This window comes from Hymenobacter norwichensis DSM 15439, from assembly GCF_000420705.1.
GTDB classification, from domain to species: Bacteria; Bacteroidota; Bacteroidia; order Cytophagales; family Hymenobacteraceae; genus Hymenobacter; species Hymenobacter norwichensis.
Map to the genome: position 1 here is coordinate 587,239 of NZ_ATVL01000006.1, position 14,643 is coordinate 601,881.

Consider the following 14,643-nt stretch of genomic DNA (forward strand, 5'->3'; position numbering starts at 1 on the left):
TCTACTTTTCTAATAATTCAGCCAAACGACGCTCGAATACTGTTCTGTAGCGCGTTGCTAATGGTATCTCAGGGTTTTGATTTGAAAAATGCTCCAAGCCAGCCCAGAAATGCTCTTCATCGAAATCTGTAAAGTCGTTAGCCACCGCCAGACCAAAGTTGTGTAATTGATAAGCTACTGCCCCCGTGTAATAATTCCGCTTAGCCAGCCACTCGAAAGTTGCAGTGTCAAATGGCTGAGGACTTGGAGGAACAGGTACTGTTCTGACTTCAATAAGAAACTGGTATAGCAAGTAGCGGTAAGCATTTTTTCTGTTTGCGTCCATGTCGTAATAACGCACAAAAAGCCCCGCCAGCACAATGCTAGCGGGGCTTTATATATATGGCAAGGCTAAAAGCTACGCGCCGATGGCTACGCGCTTGAAGTCGGTTACTGTCATACCCTTGGAAGTTTTGTCGAGCAACTGAGCAATAGTTACCGAGTTATCTTTCACAAACTCCTGGTTCAACAGCGTATTCTCTTTGTAGAACTTGTTGAGCTTGCCTTGAGCAATTTTCTCCAGCATAGCCTCAGGCTTGCCTTCGGCACGCGCCTGCTCTTTACCGATTTCGATTTCGCGCTCAACCGTAGCTGAATCCACACCGTCTTTGTCAACGGCAACGGGCTTCATAGCTACAATTTGCATAGCTACGTCGCGGCCTACAGTGGTTACGTCAGCACCGTTCACGTTCTTCAGGCCTACAAGTACGCCTTTCTTACCATCGGAGTGGATATATGAAGCCACTTTCTCGGCAGTCATGTTAGCGTAGGCTACTACGTCCAGCTTCTCGCCGATTTTGCCCATCAGGTCGGTGATGTGGTCTTGCAGGCTACGGCCATCTTCTTGCGAAGCAGCCAGAAGCTCTTCTTTGGTAGCTGCGTTGGATTTCACAGCTGCGTCCAGGATTTGCTGAACCAAAGCGCGGAAGTCAGCCACTTTCGAAACCGGCTCGGTTTCGCAGGCCAGAGCTACCAGCTTGCCATTGGTGCCGTCTTCGCTTACGCTGGCCATTACTAGGCCTTCGGAAGTAGCGTTGTCGGAACGCTTGTCAGCAATTTTCTGACCCTGCTTGCGCAGAATGTCGCGGGCAGCTTCGAAGTCACCTTCGGCTTCTACCAGAGCTTTTTTGCAGTCCATCATGCCGGCGCCGGTCATGGCGCGCAGCTTGTTCACGTCTTGGGCGGTAATTGCTGCCATTCTTGGGGAAGTTAGGGGCTAGCGCCAAAGGCACTAGCTAAAAGGTTGGAGTTAATGAGAGGAAACGACAAAAGAAGAAGTCAGAAGCAAAACCCGGAAACTGGCATGCACCATCGGATTCTAGCTTCTGACTTCTCACTCTTAGCTTCTGGAAAGCTTATTCTTCAGCAGTCAGTTTTTCCTGGATGCCTTCGTCTTCAGCTTGCTTCTTGTCGGCATCTTCTTTGTCGACTTTGCGCTCCGACAGACCATCTTCGATGGCCTTACCGATTACGCTGATGATCAGCTGGATAGACTTGGAAGCGTCGTCATTGGCTGGAATCGGGAAGTCTACCAATTCAGGGTTGGAGTTAGTATCGCAGATAGCGAATACCGGAACGCCCAACTTCTTGGCTTCTTTCACAGCAATGTGCTCACGCTTCACGTCCACTACGAACAGAGCAGCGGGCAGGCGGCTCAGGTCGGCAATGCCACCGAGTACACGCTCCAGCTTCTCCCGCTCGCGGGTCAGCATCAGACGCTCGCGCTTAGCGAGAGCGGCGTAAGCCGTATTTTCTTTCACCATCTTGTCGATGGTGCTCATTTTCTTCAGCGACTTGCGCACCGTGGCGAAGTTGGTGAGCATGCCACCCAACCACCGGTCAGTTACGAAAGGCATCTTGAGGCGCTCGGCCTCCGAGGTTACGATTTCCTGCGCCTGCTTCTTGGTTGCTACGAACATCACCTTGCGGCCGCTCTTTGCAATGTTGCGGATGGCGTTAGCAGCCTGATCCAGCGAAACAAGGGTTTTGTTGAGGTCAATGATGTGGATACCGTTCTTCTCCATGAAGATGAACGGAGCCATTTTCGGGTCCCACTTGCGCGTGAGGTGACCAAAGTGGGCACCAGCGTCAAGCAGTTCTTTATAAGTGGTGGACTGAGCCATGATGAATTTCCTCTGGGATTAGCGTTTCGAGAACTGGAACGAACGACGAGCTTTGCGCTTGCCAAATTTCTTGCGTTCCACCATGCGCGGGTCGCGGGTCATGAAGCCTTCCTTCTTCAGGGCCGGACGAACTTCTTCGTTATTCCCTACGAGGGCTTTCGAGATGGCCAAACGGATAGCTTCAGCCTGAGCCGAAATGCCGCCACCGCCTACGTTCACCTTGATGTCGTACTGACCAACCTGCTCAACAATAGCGAGCGGCTGATTCACAATGTTTTCCAGGAGTTCGTTACCGAAGTAAGTCTTCATGTCCCGGCCATTGATAGTGATATTCCCTTGCCCGGCTTGCATGTAGATGCGAGCCACCGAGGTTTTTCTTCTACCAGAGGTGTTGGTAATTTCCATTAAGTGAGAAAATTAAAGAAAAAAGAGGCCGAAATCGGCTTAAAGGTTTTTCAGTTCAACAGCTTGCGGCTGTTGGGCTTGGTGCGGATGCTCGTTGCCAGCATACACATACAGGTTGCGGAATTGCTCGCGGCCGAGGCGGTTGCCTTGCAACATGCCTTTCACGGCGTGCTCGATTATGCTAGCGGCGTTTTTAGCCTTTTTCTCGCGTAGCGTCAGGCGCTTCTGACCACCTGGATAACCCGAGTGGGTTACATAGATTTTGTCGGTCATTTTTTTGCCCGTTACGCGCAGATTGTCGGCGTTGATAACGATAACGTTGTCGCCGCAATCGGAATTGGGCGTGAACGATGGCTTGTGCTTGCCACGCAGCATGTTGGCAATCTGGCTGGCCAGACGGCCCAGGGGCGCAACACTGGCATCAACCACAACCCAGGCCTTATCGGCGTTGGCTTTGTTGACGGATACCGTCTTGAAGCTCAGATGATCCATTGGGAGGAAGGTAAGCGTTTGGAAATGAGATGAAACCGAACCATGTCCGGGAAAAACGGACACAAAGATACCGCTTTCACGCGGATTTACAACATGGTGAGCAACAAATGCGCCGGAGAAAGGGCTAGAATACAGGCGCTTCGATTGTCTTATAGACTATTGGTACTGCCGGAGCGTATCTATCAGCACCCGAAAATCTTTAGGATAGGGTGCCTCAACAGTAACAATTTCGCCATCGAGCTTGGCAAAGCTGAGGCTGGCTGCGTGCAAAGCAAAGCGCTTGATGAAGGGCTGCTCTTCCTCGCCTTCCTTCATATTGAACTTCTTTTTTAGCGACGATAAGTAGAAGTCCTCGCCGCCGTACATCTTGTCACCAATGATGGGGGCTTGCAGGTAGGCTAAGTGCAACCGAATCTGGTGCATGCGGCCGGTAATGGGCTGGCATTCTAGCAGCGTGTGGCGAGCATAGGCCTCCATGGTACGCACTAGTGTCACGGCGGGCTTGCCGTTATAGGCTAAGCGTGCTCTGCCTTTGGTAGTGGTTTCAATATTGCGCTCCACGCGCAGACCATCGTACTGGTGCACGCCCCAGGCGGCAGCATGGTACACCTTGCGCACTTTGCGGTCCTCGAACTGCATGGCCAGGTGGCGGTAGGCGGCGGGATTTTTGGCCAGTGCCAGCGAGCCGCTGGTTTCTTTGTCGAGACGGTGGCAGGCCTGCACGTCGTCGTACTGCTCACGGGCCAGGCGCAGGATATTGGGCGCGCCGCCAAATCGTTCATCAAGTGTGGCCAAGAATGGTGGCTTGTTGATTACCACGTAATCTTCGTCCTCGAACAGGATCAGGTCTTTGAAATTGGGTAGCTTCATAGGAAGCTGCAAAGGTAAGGGGCTGCCAGTGGTTTTGTAGCCTCCACACATCAAGCGAATGGCAGGAGGATAAGCCGAAAATACAATGATGGATGCTACGCTTCCGGTGCTTGTTCGCCGGTTGCCTTGGTGGTAGGAGTTAAAGGGCTTTTGGGCTTAATAAGCTTGAATTCCAAGGAGGTGCCCTGCCCGACTTCGCTTTGCACCCGGATGGTGGATTTGTGCGCCTCAACGATGTGCTTGCAGATAGCTAGTCCCAGGCCCGAGCCGCCCGAGTCGCGGGAACGGCTCTTGTCGATGCGATAGAACCGTTCGAAAATGCGGTTTAGATGCTGTTTCGGAATGCCGGCTCCGTCGTCGCGCACAGCTATGCGCACCGATTTGCCGCTTTCCTCCAGCAGCACGGAAACGTGCCCATTTTCGCGGCCGTACTTGATGGCATTGTCAATCAGGTTGATGAGTACCTGCCGAATCCGGTTGCGGTCGGCCAGCACGCGCAGGCCGGTTTCAGGTAAGTTGGGGGGCAACAGCTCCAGGCTCACATTGCGTTGGGCGGCCTTCATCTCCAGCTGCTCGAATATCTCATGGACCAGCACCACCAAATCGAAGCCCTGACGGCGCATGCGCACCACACCTTTTTCCAACTGCGAAATCGTTACGAGGTCCTGCACTAGGGTATCCAACGCGTCGAGGCTATTGGCCGCTTTGCGCAGGAAGCGCTGGCGTGTGAAATCGTCTACGTCGTCGTCGTCGAGAATGGTGTGCAGGAAACCCTGAGCGGCGAAAATGGGCGTTTTTAGCTCGTGTGATACATCGGCTAGGAACTCACGGCGTAAGGCCTGAAGGCGTTTTAGCTCGTCGATTTCCTTCTGCTTACGCTCGGCCATGTCCACAATTTCGTCGCGCATGCGCTTGAGGGGTTCGGGGCGGAAAAGAAATTTGTTGGACATTTTCCGGAACTCCTTGCGCTTCACGTTCTCCAAGCTGGCATAAATGCTATTGATTTCACGGAAAATCAGCGCCTCAAACATTAGGTATAGCAACAGAAAACAGGCGGCCACGGTGATGCCTCCTGCCAGTACACCTTGCTCCAGGCTCATGGTAGGGCCCACCAGCGCCAGCGTAGTAAGCACCCCAGCCACCAGCAGCGACAAGATGATGGCAATGACGCGGGAAGAAATATTCAAGGGAAGCACAACGATTGATTCGGGGGTAAAGATACTTGATAACGGAGGCCAACTCGACGCAAAAAGGCCCCTGCATCCTCTCAGCGTAGCTGGAGCAACCAGCAAGAGAAGAAAACAGAGGCCAATGCGTAGAGGACAGAAGCCCGGCTAGTCGATGTTGAACTTGTAGCCGACGCCTTTAATGGTCTGAATGTGGTGCTCACCTACTTTTTCGCGCACTTTACGCACGTGCACGTCCACGGTGCGAGCCAGCACGAATACGTCGTTGCCCCAAATATTCTGAAGCAGTTCCTCGCGCCCGAATACCTTATGCGGCGTAGCGGCCAGGAACGCCAGCAGTTCAAATTCCTTCTTGGGTAGCGTGATTTTGCGGCCTTCCTGGTACACCGAAAAGCCGGTGCGGTCAATCTTAAGGCCGTTAATTTCGATGGTGTCCTGCACAGACAGCGGGTCCCGGTCGCGGCGTACGAAGGCGGCTAAGCGGCTGAGCAATGCCCGGGGCTTGATGGGCTTGGCAATGAAGTCGTCGGCGCCGGCCTCGAAGGCGGCCACTTCCGAAAACTCCTCGGCGCGCGCCGTCAGGAAAATGATGTAGGTGTCTTTGAACTTGGGCTGCTCGCGCAGGTGGCGGCAGGTGGCAATGCCATCAAGGTTGGGCATCATCACGTCGAGCAGGATAATGTCGGGGGCAAACTGCGGGGCAATATCCAGTGCCCGGCGGCCGTCGGGGGCCGAAGCCACAGAGTACCCTTCCTTGCGCAGATTGTATTCCAAAAGCTCCACGATATCAGGGTCGTCATCGACCACCAAAATCTTGTAGGCGTTGGGGTTGGCAGGTGCTTGCACGATGTAGGGTGTTTAGGTAAAAGGATTGCGCAAATGCAAAAGTACCGCCCCGCTGGGGCACTCGTGTATTACCTTTTTGTTACTCGCAGGTATTGATAAGCATTATCAAGATACTGGAAATAGTGGTTCCGGCCCGAACCGCTAGCCCTACGGCGGAGAAGCAGTAACCCATTACTTAGTCTTATAAGTTGGCTACATCTCGGCCAAAAACAACAACGGCTCCGTTGGGAGCCGTTGTGCTGTTCCTTAGTTCTGGGCTACCAGATTGAGCCTGTTTTTGAGGCCTTGGTATTTGTACATATCCACTTTCACCGCACCCACAAACATTTCAGCCTGAATCAGTACCGGAATCTTGTTCCGGTCGTCGGAGAGGTATACTGAAATGGCGTTTTCGCCTTTGAAGAGCTTGTTGCTGGGCATTTTCGGAACCAGCTTAATGGCCCGTACGGTGCCAGCCTTGGTTTCCACCGTTTCGCGGCCTTTATAAACGACGTCCATGACAAATACATTTTCGTCGAAAAAGCCTTGTACCCGAATGACTTCCCCGATGCGGCGCTGGTCATAGTTGATGGTACGCAGGTAATAGAACCCGCTCACTAAGTCCTGCACGTTGTCGGGCACTTTGTAGGTGCCGGTTTTGACTTTATTTTTGTCTTTGCCGTGGCGCTCCATCTGAGCTACGTCTCTTTGGTGGTCGAAATCTACGGTTTCGCGGCGACGGTAATTGTTTTCCTCGATGTTGCGAAAAAAGCGCTGTGGCAGGATACTAGTAGTGTCAAGGTAGGTGCGCCAGGTGTCCCGTATACGCAGAAACACGTCGAATGAGCCCGTAGTACGGCCCGTAACGGTAGCCTTGAAGCAAGTCCGGTCGTTGACGCGGTGTAACTCATCCGACACTTCAATGGTAGCTTCAGCGGCGTTGATTAGGCCGTAATGCACTTTGTATTGCAGCACCTCGCCTCGCTTGAAGCTATTGTTAGGCACTGAGCGAAGCGCATCAGAGGGTTGAAAAGCCAGCAAGCCGGCCAGTGACAATACAGTAAAGGGTGCTAATAGCCAACGGCAATTCATAGTGGTAATAAAACAGGACAGAGGGGTGCCTGATGCCCCAGACAAAAGGGGTGCCAGCAAATATACAGCAATGTGCGAACGGGGCAGAAAAGCTACTGCTCGGTAGCAGCTTTCCTAGTATAATGGACTGGTATTTACGGAAAGCAATAGTACTTGGTATACGGGCGCCAAACGAAAAAAGCCCCGCCAGATTGCTGGCGGGGCTTTTCAACCTCTTGAACTTACTTCTTAAAGCAACGACTATAGGGTGTCGTCGTCGTCAACGGTAGTATCTACGGGAATTGCAGCCATAGCGGTTTCCGGTTCACCTTTCACCAAGTTCCGAATTTGGGCTTCAATCTTATCAGCCAGCTCCGGATTGTCTTGCAGAATGGTTTTTACGCCTTCACGGCCCTGGCCCAGCCGGTCGCCGTTGTACGAGAACCACGAGCCCGACTTAGCAATAATACCCATGTCAACACCCAGGTCAAGGATTTCACCGACCTTGGAAATGCCTTCACCGTAGATAATGTCGAACTCGACCACCTTGAACGGCGGCGCTACTTTGTTCTTCACCACCTTCACTTTGGTGCGGTTACCAGTTACATTGTCTTTGTCTTCCTTGATCTGGCCAATGCGGCGAATATCAAGGCGTACCGAAGCGTAGAATTTTAGGGCATTACCACCGGTGGTGGTTTCGGGCGAACCGAACATTACGCCGATTTTCTCCCGCAGCTGGTTGATGAAAATGCAGCAGCAGCCCGTCTTGTTGATAGTACCAGTCAGCTTCCGCAGGGCCTGGCTCATGAGGCGGGCGTGCAAACCCACTTTCGAGTCACCCATGTCGCCTTCCAGTTCGCCTTTTGGCACCAAGGCAGCTACGGAGTCAATTACGATAATGTCGATGGCACCCGACGAAATCAGCTGGTCGGCAATTTCCAGCGCTTGCTCGCCGTTGTCGGGCTGCGCAATGAGCAGGTTTTCGGTGTCGATACCCAGCTTCTCGGCGTAAATCCGGTCGAAGGCGTGCTCAGCGTCGATGAAAGCCGCCATGCCACCTTTTTTCTGTGCTTCAGCAATGGCGTGCAGTGTCAGCGTGGTTTTACCCGATGATTCTGGACCGTAGATTTCTACCACCCGGCCGCGGGGCAAGCCGCCAATACCAAGGGCAATGTCAAGGCCTAGCGAGCCAGTGCTGATGGCCGGAATATCGACAACTTTGTTGTCGCTCAGCTTCATAACCGTGCCTTTGCCGTAGTTTTTGTCGAGCTTGTCCAGCGTGAGCTGAAGGGCTTTCATTTTCTCGGTCTGAGGGTTGGTCACCTTCTCGGCTTTGTCAGTAGTAGCAGCCATTAGAATAGGGTTTGTGAAAATGCTTAGGTTTGGTGAATGTAGGCGTTTTAGGTTGCCTTCGCAACCACAGAATCAGCATTGCAAAAGGGCAAGTGGGTCTGTTTTTGGCAGGCTAGTGGTAACGCTGCCGACCTATATTTTGTCCCCGCAATGCTAAAAATTTTCGTTGAATTTAGGTGAAATTTTTCGTGCTAAAAATTTTGGGAAATAAGCCTGCTTATACCGCGCTGATACTGACGTTGGTAAGCTGGTTAAGTGGGGCAGAGCAGGCGTGGGGACAATTAAATAATTCGGCCTTTCTGCATCCGCTGGCCGTAAAACCCGAGTACGTTGGGCAGCTTCGAGTAGCGGTACAGGCGTTTTTGTTTTCCAAAGACAACGAGTACTTCAATAAAATCAACGAGGGCAAAACGCTCTATGGTACGCAGCTGGCGCCGCGGCTGGTGTACTTTCCCAGCAAAAATCTGCGGTTGGAGGCTGGTATCTTTTTGTACAAGGACTACGGTACGCCGCGGCTGCGGCAGGTGCGGCCTCTGTTTACGGTGAAATACCAGAATGGACCGCATAGCCTGCTGTTTGGCAATATTGAAGGCAACCTGCACCACGGCTACATCGAGCCGCTGTTTGACTTCGAGCGGGTGATGCTCAACCGGCTGGAAGAGGGCATGCAGTATCGGTTGCAAACCCGCCGCCTACAATTGGATGCCTGGGTGGACTGGCAGCGGCAGCAGTACCGCTTTAGCAATTTCCAGGAAGAAGTGGCCGGCGGCCTAACCACCGAGTTTACGGCTTACCAAGATTCGGCGGGGTGGCGGCTGGGCGTGGTGCCCATGCAGTTTCTGGGGATTCACCGCGGCGGGCAACTTGATACTATCCAAACGCCGCTGCAAACCTTGTTCAACTTTGTGGGAGGCGTGCGAGTGCGGCGCAAGCTTGGTTCTTACTTCACGCGGGCCCTGTATTTTGATGGCTACGTCACGCATTATACCGACTACTCGTTTGAAGAAGTGCTGCCTTACGGTAGTGGTACCGGGCTTTACCTTAATGCGGCCGTGGATACGCGGCTTGGCAATGTGATGCTAAGCTATTGGTCGGGCAAGGGGTTTATAGCTCCGCAGGGTGGCAAGCTATACCAGTCCATTTCCAGCACCGTCAACAACCCCAATTACACCGAGCGGCACCGACAACTGCTGATTCTGCGCTTCCTCAACGATTTTCATCTGCCTGGCAAGATGGTTTTATCTACCCGGTTCGAGCCGTTTTATGATTTGCAGAACAAACAGGTTGAGTTTTCCTTCGGAACGTACCTGAATTTCAACGCCGAATTTCTATTGACAACACTACGCCGGGCCGATTAGGTTGATTTTCAGCTCTCAGTTGTGGGAGATGAGCTACCGAAGTACGGTTACAAACCAACAACTGGGTCTATCCGAAAATGCACGATGTCTGGTTCCTTATCACGCAAGGGCCACAGGCGCCGCTTGGTTACAACAGGCTGAAATCCCACGGCTTTGGCCACGGCTATGCTGCGCGGGTTGTTGCGCCGACACCGAAGTGTGAGGTATTGAGCCTCTAAATATTGGCCGAACCCAAACGTAACAGCGGCGGCCAAAGCTTCGCGGGCGTAGCCATATCCTTCCGCTTCGGCCGCCAGATAGTACCCTATTTCGGCACTTCTGGGCAATTGCCAACTAGGCCGAAGGCTGATGTCGCCGAGGTAAACACCAGTTTTGCGGTGCCAGATGCCGAATACATATAACCGGCCGGTTTGCCAATCCTGCTTGAATTGGGTGAGGGTGCGCGCCGCGCCGGCAATAGTTTGAACAGCGGCAACTCGGTTGGGGAAGGCAGGAGCGAGGCGGCTCCGGTTTTGGTCGAGAACAGTGAAAAATGCCTCTTCATCTGTGGGTTCGTATGGCCGCAGTGTAAGCCGAACGGTGCTGATGGGCGTGAGGGGAGGGGGAGAAGCAGCGTACATAATTTTAAAAAAGCAGCGCCACTATCTACGTACAGCACGGCAAAAACGCTCAAATACAGCTATAACTGCTAGCTCGGCCGTAACTCTCGCTACCTAGGGCCGTTAGTTTTGCTAGTCTCGCCTGTGTACTGTCTGCATGAAATAAGCATGGCGTAAGACTTTCACTCGCTCATATTCATCTGCCTGCTATGAAAAGAAGACTCGAAGGAAAAGTGGCTATTGTCACGGGTGGTGGCGCCGGTATCGGGGAAGCCATTTGTAAGAAGTTTGCCAACGAAGGGGCCGCCGTGGTGGTGGTAGGGCTGGAAAGTGACCCGGTGCGGAAGGTAGTAGATGAAATTCAGCAACGAGGGGGCAAAGCCATTGGCTATCTAGGCGACATCTCGCACGAGAAAAACGCCGAAGAATGCGTGCAGCTAGCTGTTGATGATTTCGGGAAGCTAGACATCTTAATCAATAACGCAGGCGTATTTCCAGCAACCTCCGTGCTCGAAAAGTATCCTGTGGACGCTTTCGAATACATGATTAAGAATAACATCTATTCCACCTTCATGATGACGCGGGCCGCTCTGCCCGAGCTACAGAAAACACGGGGCAACATTGTAACGGCTGGGTCGGAGGCTGGCTGGATGGGCATTGCTGAAAACACACCATATGGGGGTACCAAGGCTTTCAACCACGCCTTTATGAAAGGGGTGTCCACTGAGCAAGCCAAACATGGCGTACGCGCCAATTGCGTTTGCCCTGGCCCTGTGGATACTGCCTGGACCCACAAGGAAACCGGACCAATGAATGCTAAAATGGAAAAGCAGAACGTAGACGGCCCACCACTCGGCCGCCGTGGTACGCCCGAGGAAGTTGCTAATGTTTATCTGTTCTTGGCTTCCGATGAAGCCAGCTACGTAACGGGGGCGCTGTTCTTTGTGGATGGAGGCATCACCAATTCCAAAGGCACACCGGGCGCTGAGGTACCCAGCCACCTGCGCCGTGAGCCAGAAGGGGAGTTGAGCTTAAAGCACAGCAAAGAAGGCAATACAAAGATTCGGGAGGAAGCGGCCGGCACCATGATCAGCTAACCAATTGTTCTGACCCGTGCTATAGCTGAAAAAGAAAAGCGGCTTGCCAATTGATTGGCAAGCCGCTTTTCTTTTATACTTGGTTAAGCATTACGCTTTTTGCAGCGCAGCTCCAATGCCAGAACGGTACTGCGGTGGGCTGCCCAAGGACTGTTGAATCCGCATCACATTTACCTGGCGAGCTGCTTCGTTGAAGAACTCAAGACGGCGAATTAGCATTTCCTTTACCAGCACTCGGCCTTCGGGGGTACGCATAACAGCACGCTTGTCTTCCAAAATCCGGCGCATAATGGCTTCGGTTTCAGCCTCACGTTGCGCGTATTGAGCTTGGAACTCGCGCAGCCGCTCTATGCCTTCGGTGGTGAGGCGGAATTGGCCGCCGCCTTGGTTCAGGACCTCACACAGCACATACACTTCCAGCGGAAGCGAGGTAGCCAGCGCCGTAGTGCGCAAATCGAGGCCTACAGCTAGCGCATCCAGAATGATGTGAATGTTGCGCTCAAACTGCTGATAGTAACCGGAAACTTCCATATGGGTAATACTGGATTATGAATGCTGAGTTCTGAATGCCAGTTGACCTATAAAGTCAAGGCTTAGCACGCTTGATTGCTTAAAGCAATTCTTTTACAATCTGCTCAACCGAAATGCCTTCGGCTTCGGCCTTGAAATTACGAACCAACCGATGCCGCAGAATCGGTAGCGCTACCGCCTTTACGTCCTCAATATCGGGCGAATATTTACCGTTGAGCAAGGCGTTGCACTTGGCACCTACAATCAAATGTTGAGAAGCACGTGGGCCGGCACCCCATTCCAGCAATTGAGTGGCACGAGCAGCACCTCGCTCGGTGTTGGGGCGGGTTTTGTGCACGAGGCTCACGGCGTACTCCACCACGTTATCAGCAACGGGCACTCGGCGGACGAGTTGCTGATACGCTTGAATTTCGTCGGCGTGCAAAGTCTTTCCAACTTTAGCCTTCACGTCCGACGTGGTATTCTTCACGATTTGCAGTTCGGCCTCGTAGCTCGGATAGCCCAATTCAATATTGAACATGAACCGGTCGAGCTGAGCTTCGGGGAGTGGGTAGGTGCCTTCCTGCTCAATAGGGTTTTGGGTAGCCAGCACAAAAAACGGCCGCTCCAGCGGGTACCGCTGGCCTGCTACCGTCACGGCGTATTCCTGCATTGATTCTAGCAGGGCGGCCTGGGTTTTAGGCGGGGTCCGGTTGATTTCGTCGGCTAGTACGATATTGGCAAAAATAGGACCTTGCACAAAGTGAAAGTCCCGCTGCTGATTCATCGTTTCCGAGCCCACAATGTCGGAGGGCATCAAATCGGGCGTGAACTGGATACGGTTGAACGAAAGATCCAGTGCATCGGCTACTGTTTGGATGAGCAGCGTTTTGGCCAAACCTGGCACGCCAACCAGCAGGCAATGCCCCTGCGAGAAAACGGCAGTTAGCACCAGCCGAACTACTTCATCCTGCCCAACTATGACCTTCCCAATTTCCTGGCGCAGCGTGCGGTACGAGGCAGCCAGCGCGTCGGCGGCTTCTTTATCAGAAGAGAATGTGCGCATTCAGAAGGAGCTAGAAGATAAAAACTAGATACTAGAAGCCAGAAGTTCGAGGCCTATATTCTAGCTTCCAACTCTTGACTTCCAGCTTCTTGAAAAATTAATTAACCGAGTCCAATAGTTTGCAGCCAGCGTATTGCGGGTCAACTTCGATGAAAACACTGCCACGGTTCTTAGTGAACCACTCATCCAAAGCCTTGTTTTTCTTTTCAGCTAAAGCGGCCTGGGAAAGTTTCTGGTAGTCGTCTTTGAAGTTGGCTTGGTGCGGCGGCGTATTCGATTTCAGCCAGATGATGCGCATGGCATCTTTGCCGTCGTCGGTACGGTAGGGCATGGGCGGCGTGATGTGGCCCACTTTCATCGTGTCAATAGTAAAGAATACGGCCGGATCGAGCTTGTCGAGTGGCAGATACGTGCTGCCGTCCTCACGGTTCTGAAGCAAGCCTCCATTCGCGCCCGACTGCTTGTCATCGGAATTATCCTTGGCGGCTTTAGCAAACGTGAGGCTGTCAGCCAGAATACGGCGGCGCAAAGAAGTCAGGTCTTTTGCGGCTTCGTTTACGTCGGTCGAGCCAGTGGTAGGCTTAAGTAGGATGTGGCGGGTGCTATATTGGTCGCCTTTGCGCTCGATTAGTTGAATGAGGTGGAAGCCGAACTGCGACTCCACCACCGGCGACAACCCACCTGGCTCCAAACGCAATGCGGCGGCTTCGTACTCAGGCACCAGTTCTTTCCGCTTGAAAAAGCCAAGGTAACCGCCTTGGGCTCCCGAGCCAGGGTCTTCAGAGTACTGCTTAGCCAGCGTTTCAAAACTCTCGCCGGCCAGAATACGTGCCCGAATATCGTTGAGCTTGGCTTGCGTAGCCTGCTTAGCTGAAGAATTTACTTTGGCAAACTTAATGATCTGCCCCACTTCCACTTCGGTGGAATAATAAGGGAGACTGTCCTTGGGAATCCGGTTGAAGTACTGGCGTACTTCGCGGGGTGTCACGCTCACCTTGCCTGAAATCTGGTCCTGCATTTTCTGCTGCACCAATTGCTCTTTCACTTGGGGCCGCAGATCTTCCTTCAGCTGCTTGATGGGCTTATTGTAGTACTCCTCTAGCTTTTTCTCTGAGCCAATCTGCTGGGCGAAATAGTTCATGCGGCGGTCCAACTCACCTTTCACCTGAGCGTCCTCCACTACCACCGAGTCGGTTTCGGCTTTGGCGAGCAGAAGCTTATTAAGTGCCAGACTTTGCAGGATACGGCATTGCAGGTCAGGTGGCAAAGGCTTGCCTTCAGCCCGCGCCTTTTCCTGAGCCATAATAGCTTCTAAGTCGGAGCGCAATACAATCTGGTTGTCGATTTTAGCGATAATGCCATCAACGAGCTGCTGCCCTACGGGGCGCCCCACACCTAGCTGCGCAAAGCCCGTGTTGTACAACGTGGTGAGCAGCAATACGGTCAGCAAGGCTGCCCGTTTCAACGAAACAAAGGAACGAGTCATGGAATGAGTCAAAGGATACGTCCGGCACTAGACTATAAGCACCACCGAACCGGGCTGCTGACTGAACGCAGAAAGCGGCCCGTAAATTTCAACATAAATCCTTTCTCCGGCAAAAACCATCCGGGTATCAGGCTTTCAAGCATAGAGCCTGCCAGTGAGCTA

16 protein-coding genes are annotated in these 14,643 nt (G+C 52.8%); 2 read left to right on the plus strand and 14 right to left on the minus strand.

All coding sequences use genetic code 11. From position 1 onward, the window contains the following. Position 1 precedes the first annotated feature (1 nt). The 10 genes from G536_RS0103645 to recA all read right to left on the minus strand — a co-directional run bounded on the left by G536_RS0103645 (position 2) and on the right by recA (position 8,365). Positions 2–325, minus strand: coding sequence for a hypothetical protein (locus G536_RS0103645; RefSeq protein ID WP_169515035.1), 324 nt, complete (start codon positions 323–325; stop codon positions 2–4). Positions 326–397: 72 nt separating this feature from the next. Next, a complete protein-coding gene (tsf, locus tag G536_RS0103650) occupies positions 398–1,237 on the minus strand; it encodes a translation elongation factor Ts (RefSeq protein ID WP_022822222.1) in 840 nt (279 codons plus the stop codon). A gap of 157 nt (positions 1,238–1,394) precedes the next feature. Further along, positions 1,395–2,162: a 30S ribosomal protein S2 gene (rpsB, locus tag G536_RS0103655; protein ID WP_022822223.1), complete on the minus strand. Its 768-nt coding sequence runs from the start codon at positions 2,160–2,162 to the stop codon at positions 1,395–1,397. Positions 2,163–2,180: 18 nt separating this feature from the next. Then, on the minus strand, positions 2,181–2,567 hold the full coding sequence (gene rpsI, locus G536_RS0103660) for a 30S ribosomal protein S9 (protein WP_022822224.1): 387 nt from the start codon (positions 2,565–2,567) through the stop codon (positions 2,181–2,183). A gap of 39 nt (positions 2,568–2,606) precedes the next feature. After that, entirely contained in the window at positions 2,607–3,059 is a 453-nt protein-coding gene (rplM, locus tag G536_RS0103665; protein ID WP_022822225.1) for a 50S ribosomal protein L13, read from the minus strand. A gap of 156 nt (positions 3,060–3,215) precedes the next feature. After that, positions 3,216–3,929: an RluA family pseudouridine synthase gene (locus G536_RS0103670; RefSeq protein WP_026879802.1), complete on the minus strand. Its 714-nt coding sequence runs from the start codon at positions 3,927–3,929 to the stop codon at positions 3,216–3,218. 95 nt (positions 3,930–4,024) lie between these two features. Further along, positions 4,025–5,125, minus strand: a complete 1,101-nt coding sequence (locus tag G536_RS0103675; protein WP_342664752.1) for a sensor histidine kinase — start codon at positions 5,123–5,125, stop codon at positions 4,025–4,027. A 138-nt stretch (positions 5,126–5,263) separates the two neighbouring features. Further along, on the minus strand, positions 5,264–5,965 hold the full coding sequence (locus G536_RS0103680; RefSeq protein WP_425402122.1) for a response regulator transcription factor: 702 nt from the start codon (positions 5,963–5,965) through the stop codon (positions 5,264–5,266). A 243-nt stretch (positions 5,966–6,208) separates the two neighbouring features. Continuing rightward, the gene (locus tag G536_RS0103685; RefSeq protein WP_033369500.1) at positions 6,209–7,033 is read right to left on the minus strand and encodes a DUF3108 domain-containing protein; all 825 of its coding nucleotides are present in this window, start codon (positions 7,031–7,033) and stop codon (positions 6,209–6,211) included. Positions 7,034–7,273: 240 nt separating this feature from the next. Further along, the gene (gene recA / locus G536_RS0103690; protein ID WP_022822230.1) at positions 7,274–8,365 is read right to left on the minus strand and encodes a recombinase RecA; all 1,092 of its coding nucleotides are present in this window, start codon (positions 8,363–8,365) and stop codon (positions 7,274–7,276) included. Between the two features lie 200 nt (positions 8,366–8,565). Between recA and G536_RS0103695 the strand changes: the two genes are divergently transcribed. Continuing rightward, the gene (locus G536_RS0103695; RefSeq protein WP_157530374.1) at positions 8,566–9,723 is read left to right on the plus strand and encodes a hypothetical protein; all 1,158 of its coding nucleotides are present in this window, start codon (positions 8,566–8,568) and stop codon (positions 9,721–9,723) included. 47 nt (positions 9,724–9,770) lie between these two features. Here G536_RS0103695 and G536_RS0103700 read toward each other — a convergent pair whose 3' ends face one another. Then, the gene (locus G536_RS0103700) at positions 9,771–10,343 is read right to left on the minus strand and encodes a GNAT family N-acetyltransferase (protein WP_022822232.1); all 573 of its coding nucleotides are present in this window, start codon (positions 10,341–10,343) and stop codon (positions 9,771–9,773) included. 188 nt (positions 10,344–10,531) lie between these two features. Between G536_RS0103700 and G536_RS0103705 the strand changes: the two genes are divergently transcribed. Next, on the plus strand, positions 10,532–11,419 hold the full coding sequence (locus G536_RS0103705) for an SDR family NAD(P)-dependent oxidoreductase (protein WP_022822233.1): 888 nt from the start codon (positions 10,532–10,534) through the stop codon (positions 11,417–11,419). A 90-nt stretch (positions 11,420–11,509) separates the two neighbouring features. Here G536_RS0103705 and G536_RS0103710 read toward each other — a convergent pair whose 3' ends face one another. The 3 genes from G536_RS0103710 to G536_RS0103720 all read right to left on the minus strand — a co-directional run bounded on the left by G536_RS0103710 (position 11,510) and on the right by G536_RS0103720 (position 14,481). Next, positions 11,510–11,950, minus strand: a complete 441-nt coding sequence (locus tag G536_RS0103710; protein WP_022822234.1) for a hypothetical protein — start codon at positions 11,948–11,950, stop codon at positions 11,510–11,512. Positions 11,951–12,029: 79 nt separating this feature from the next. Continuing rightward, on the minus strand, positions 12,030–12,995 hold the full coding sequence (locus G536_RS0103715; protein ID WP_022822235.1) for an AAA family ATPase: 966 nt from the start codon (positions 12,993–12,995) through the stop codon (positions 12,030–12,032). Positions 12,996–13,092: 97 nt separating this feature from the next. Further along, positions 13,093–14,481, minus strand: coding sequence for a peptidylprolyl isomerase (locus G536_RS0103720; RefSeq protein WP_051166832.1), 1,389 nt, complete (start codon positions 14,479–14,481; stop codon positions 13,093–13,095). Between the last annotated feature and the right edge of the window lie 162 nt (positions 14,482–14,643).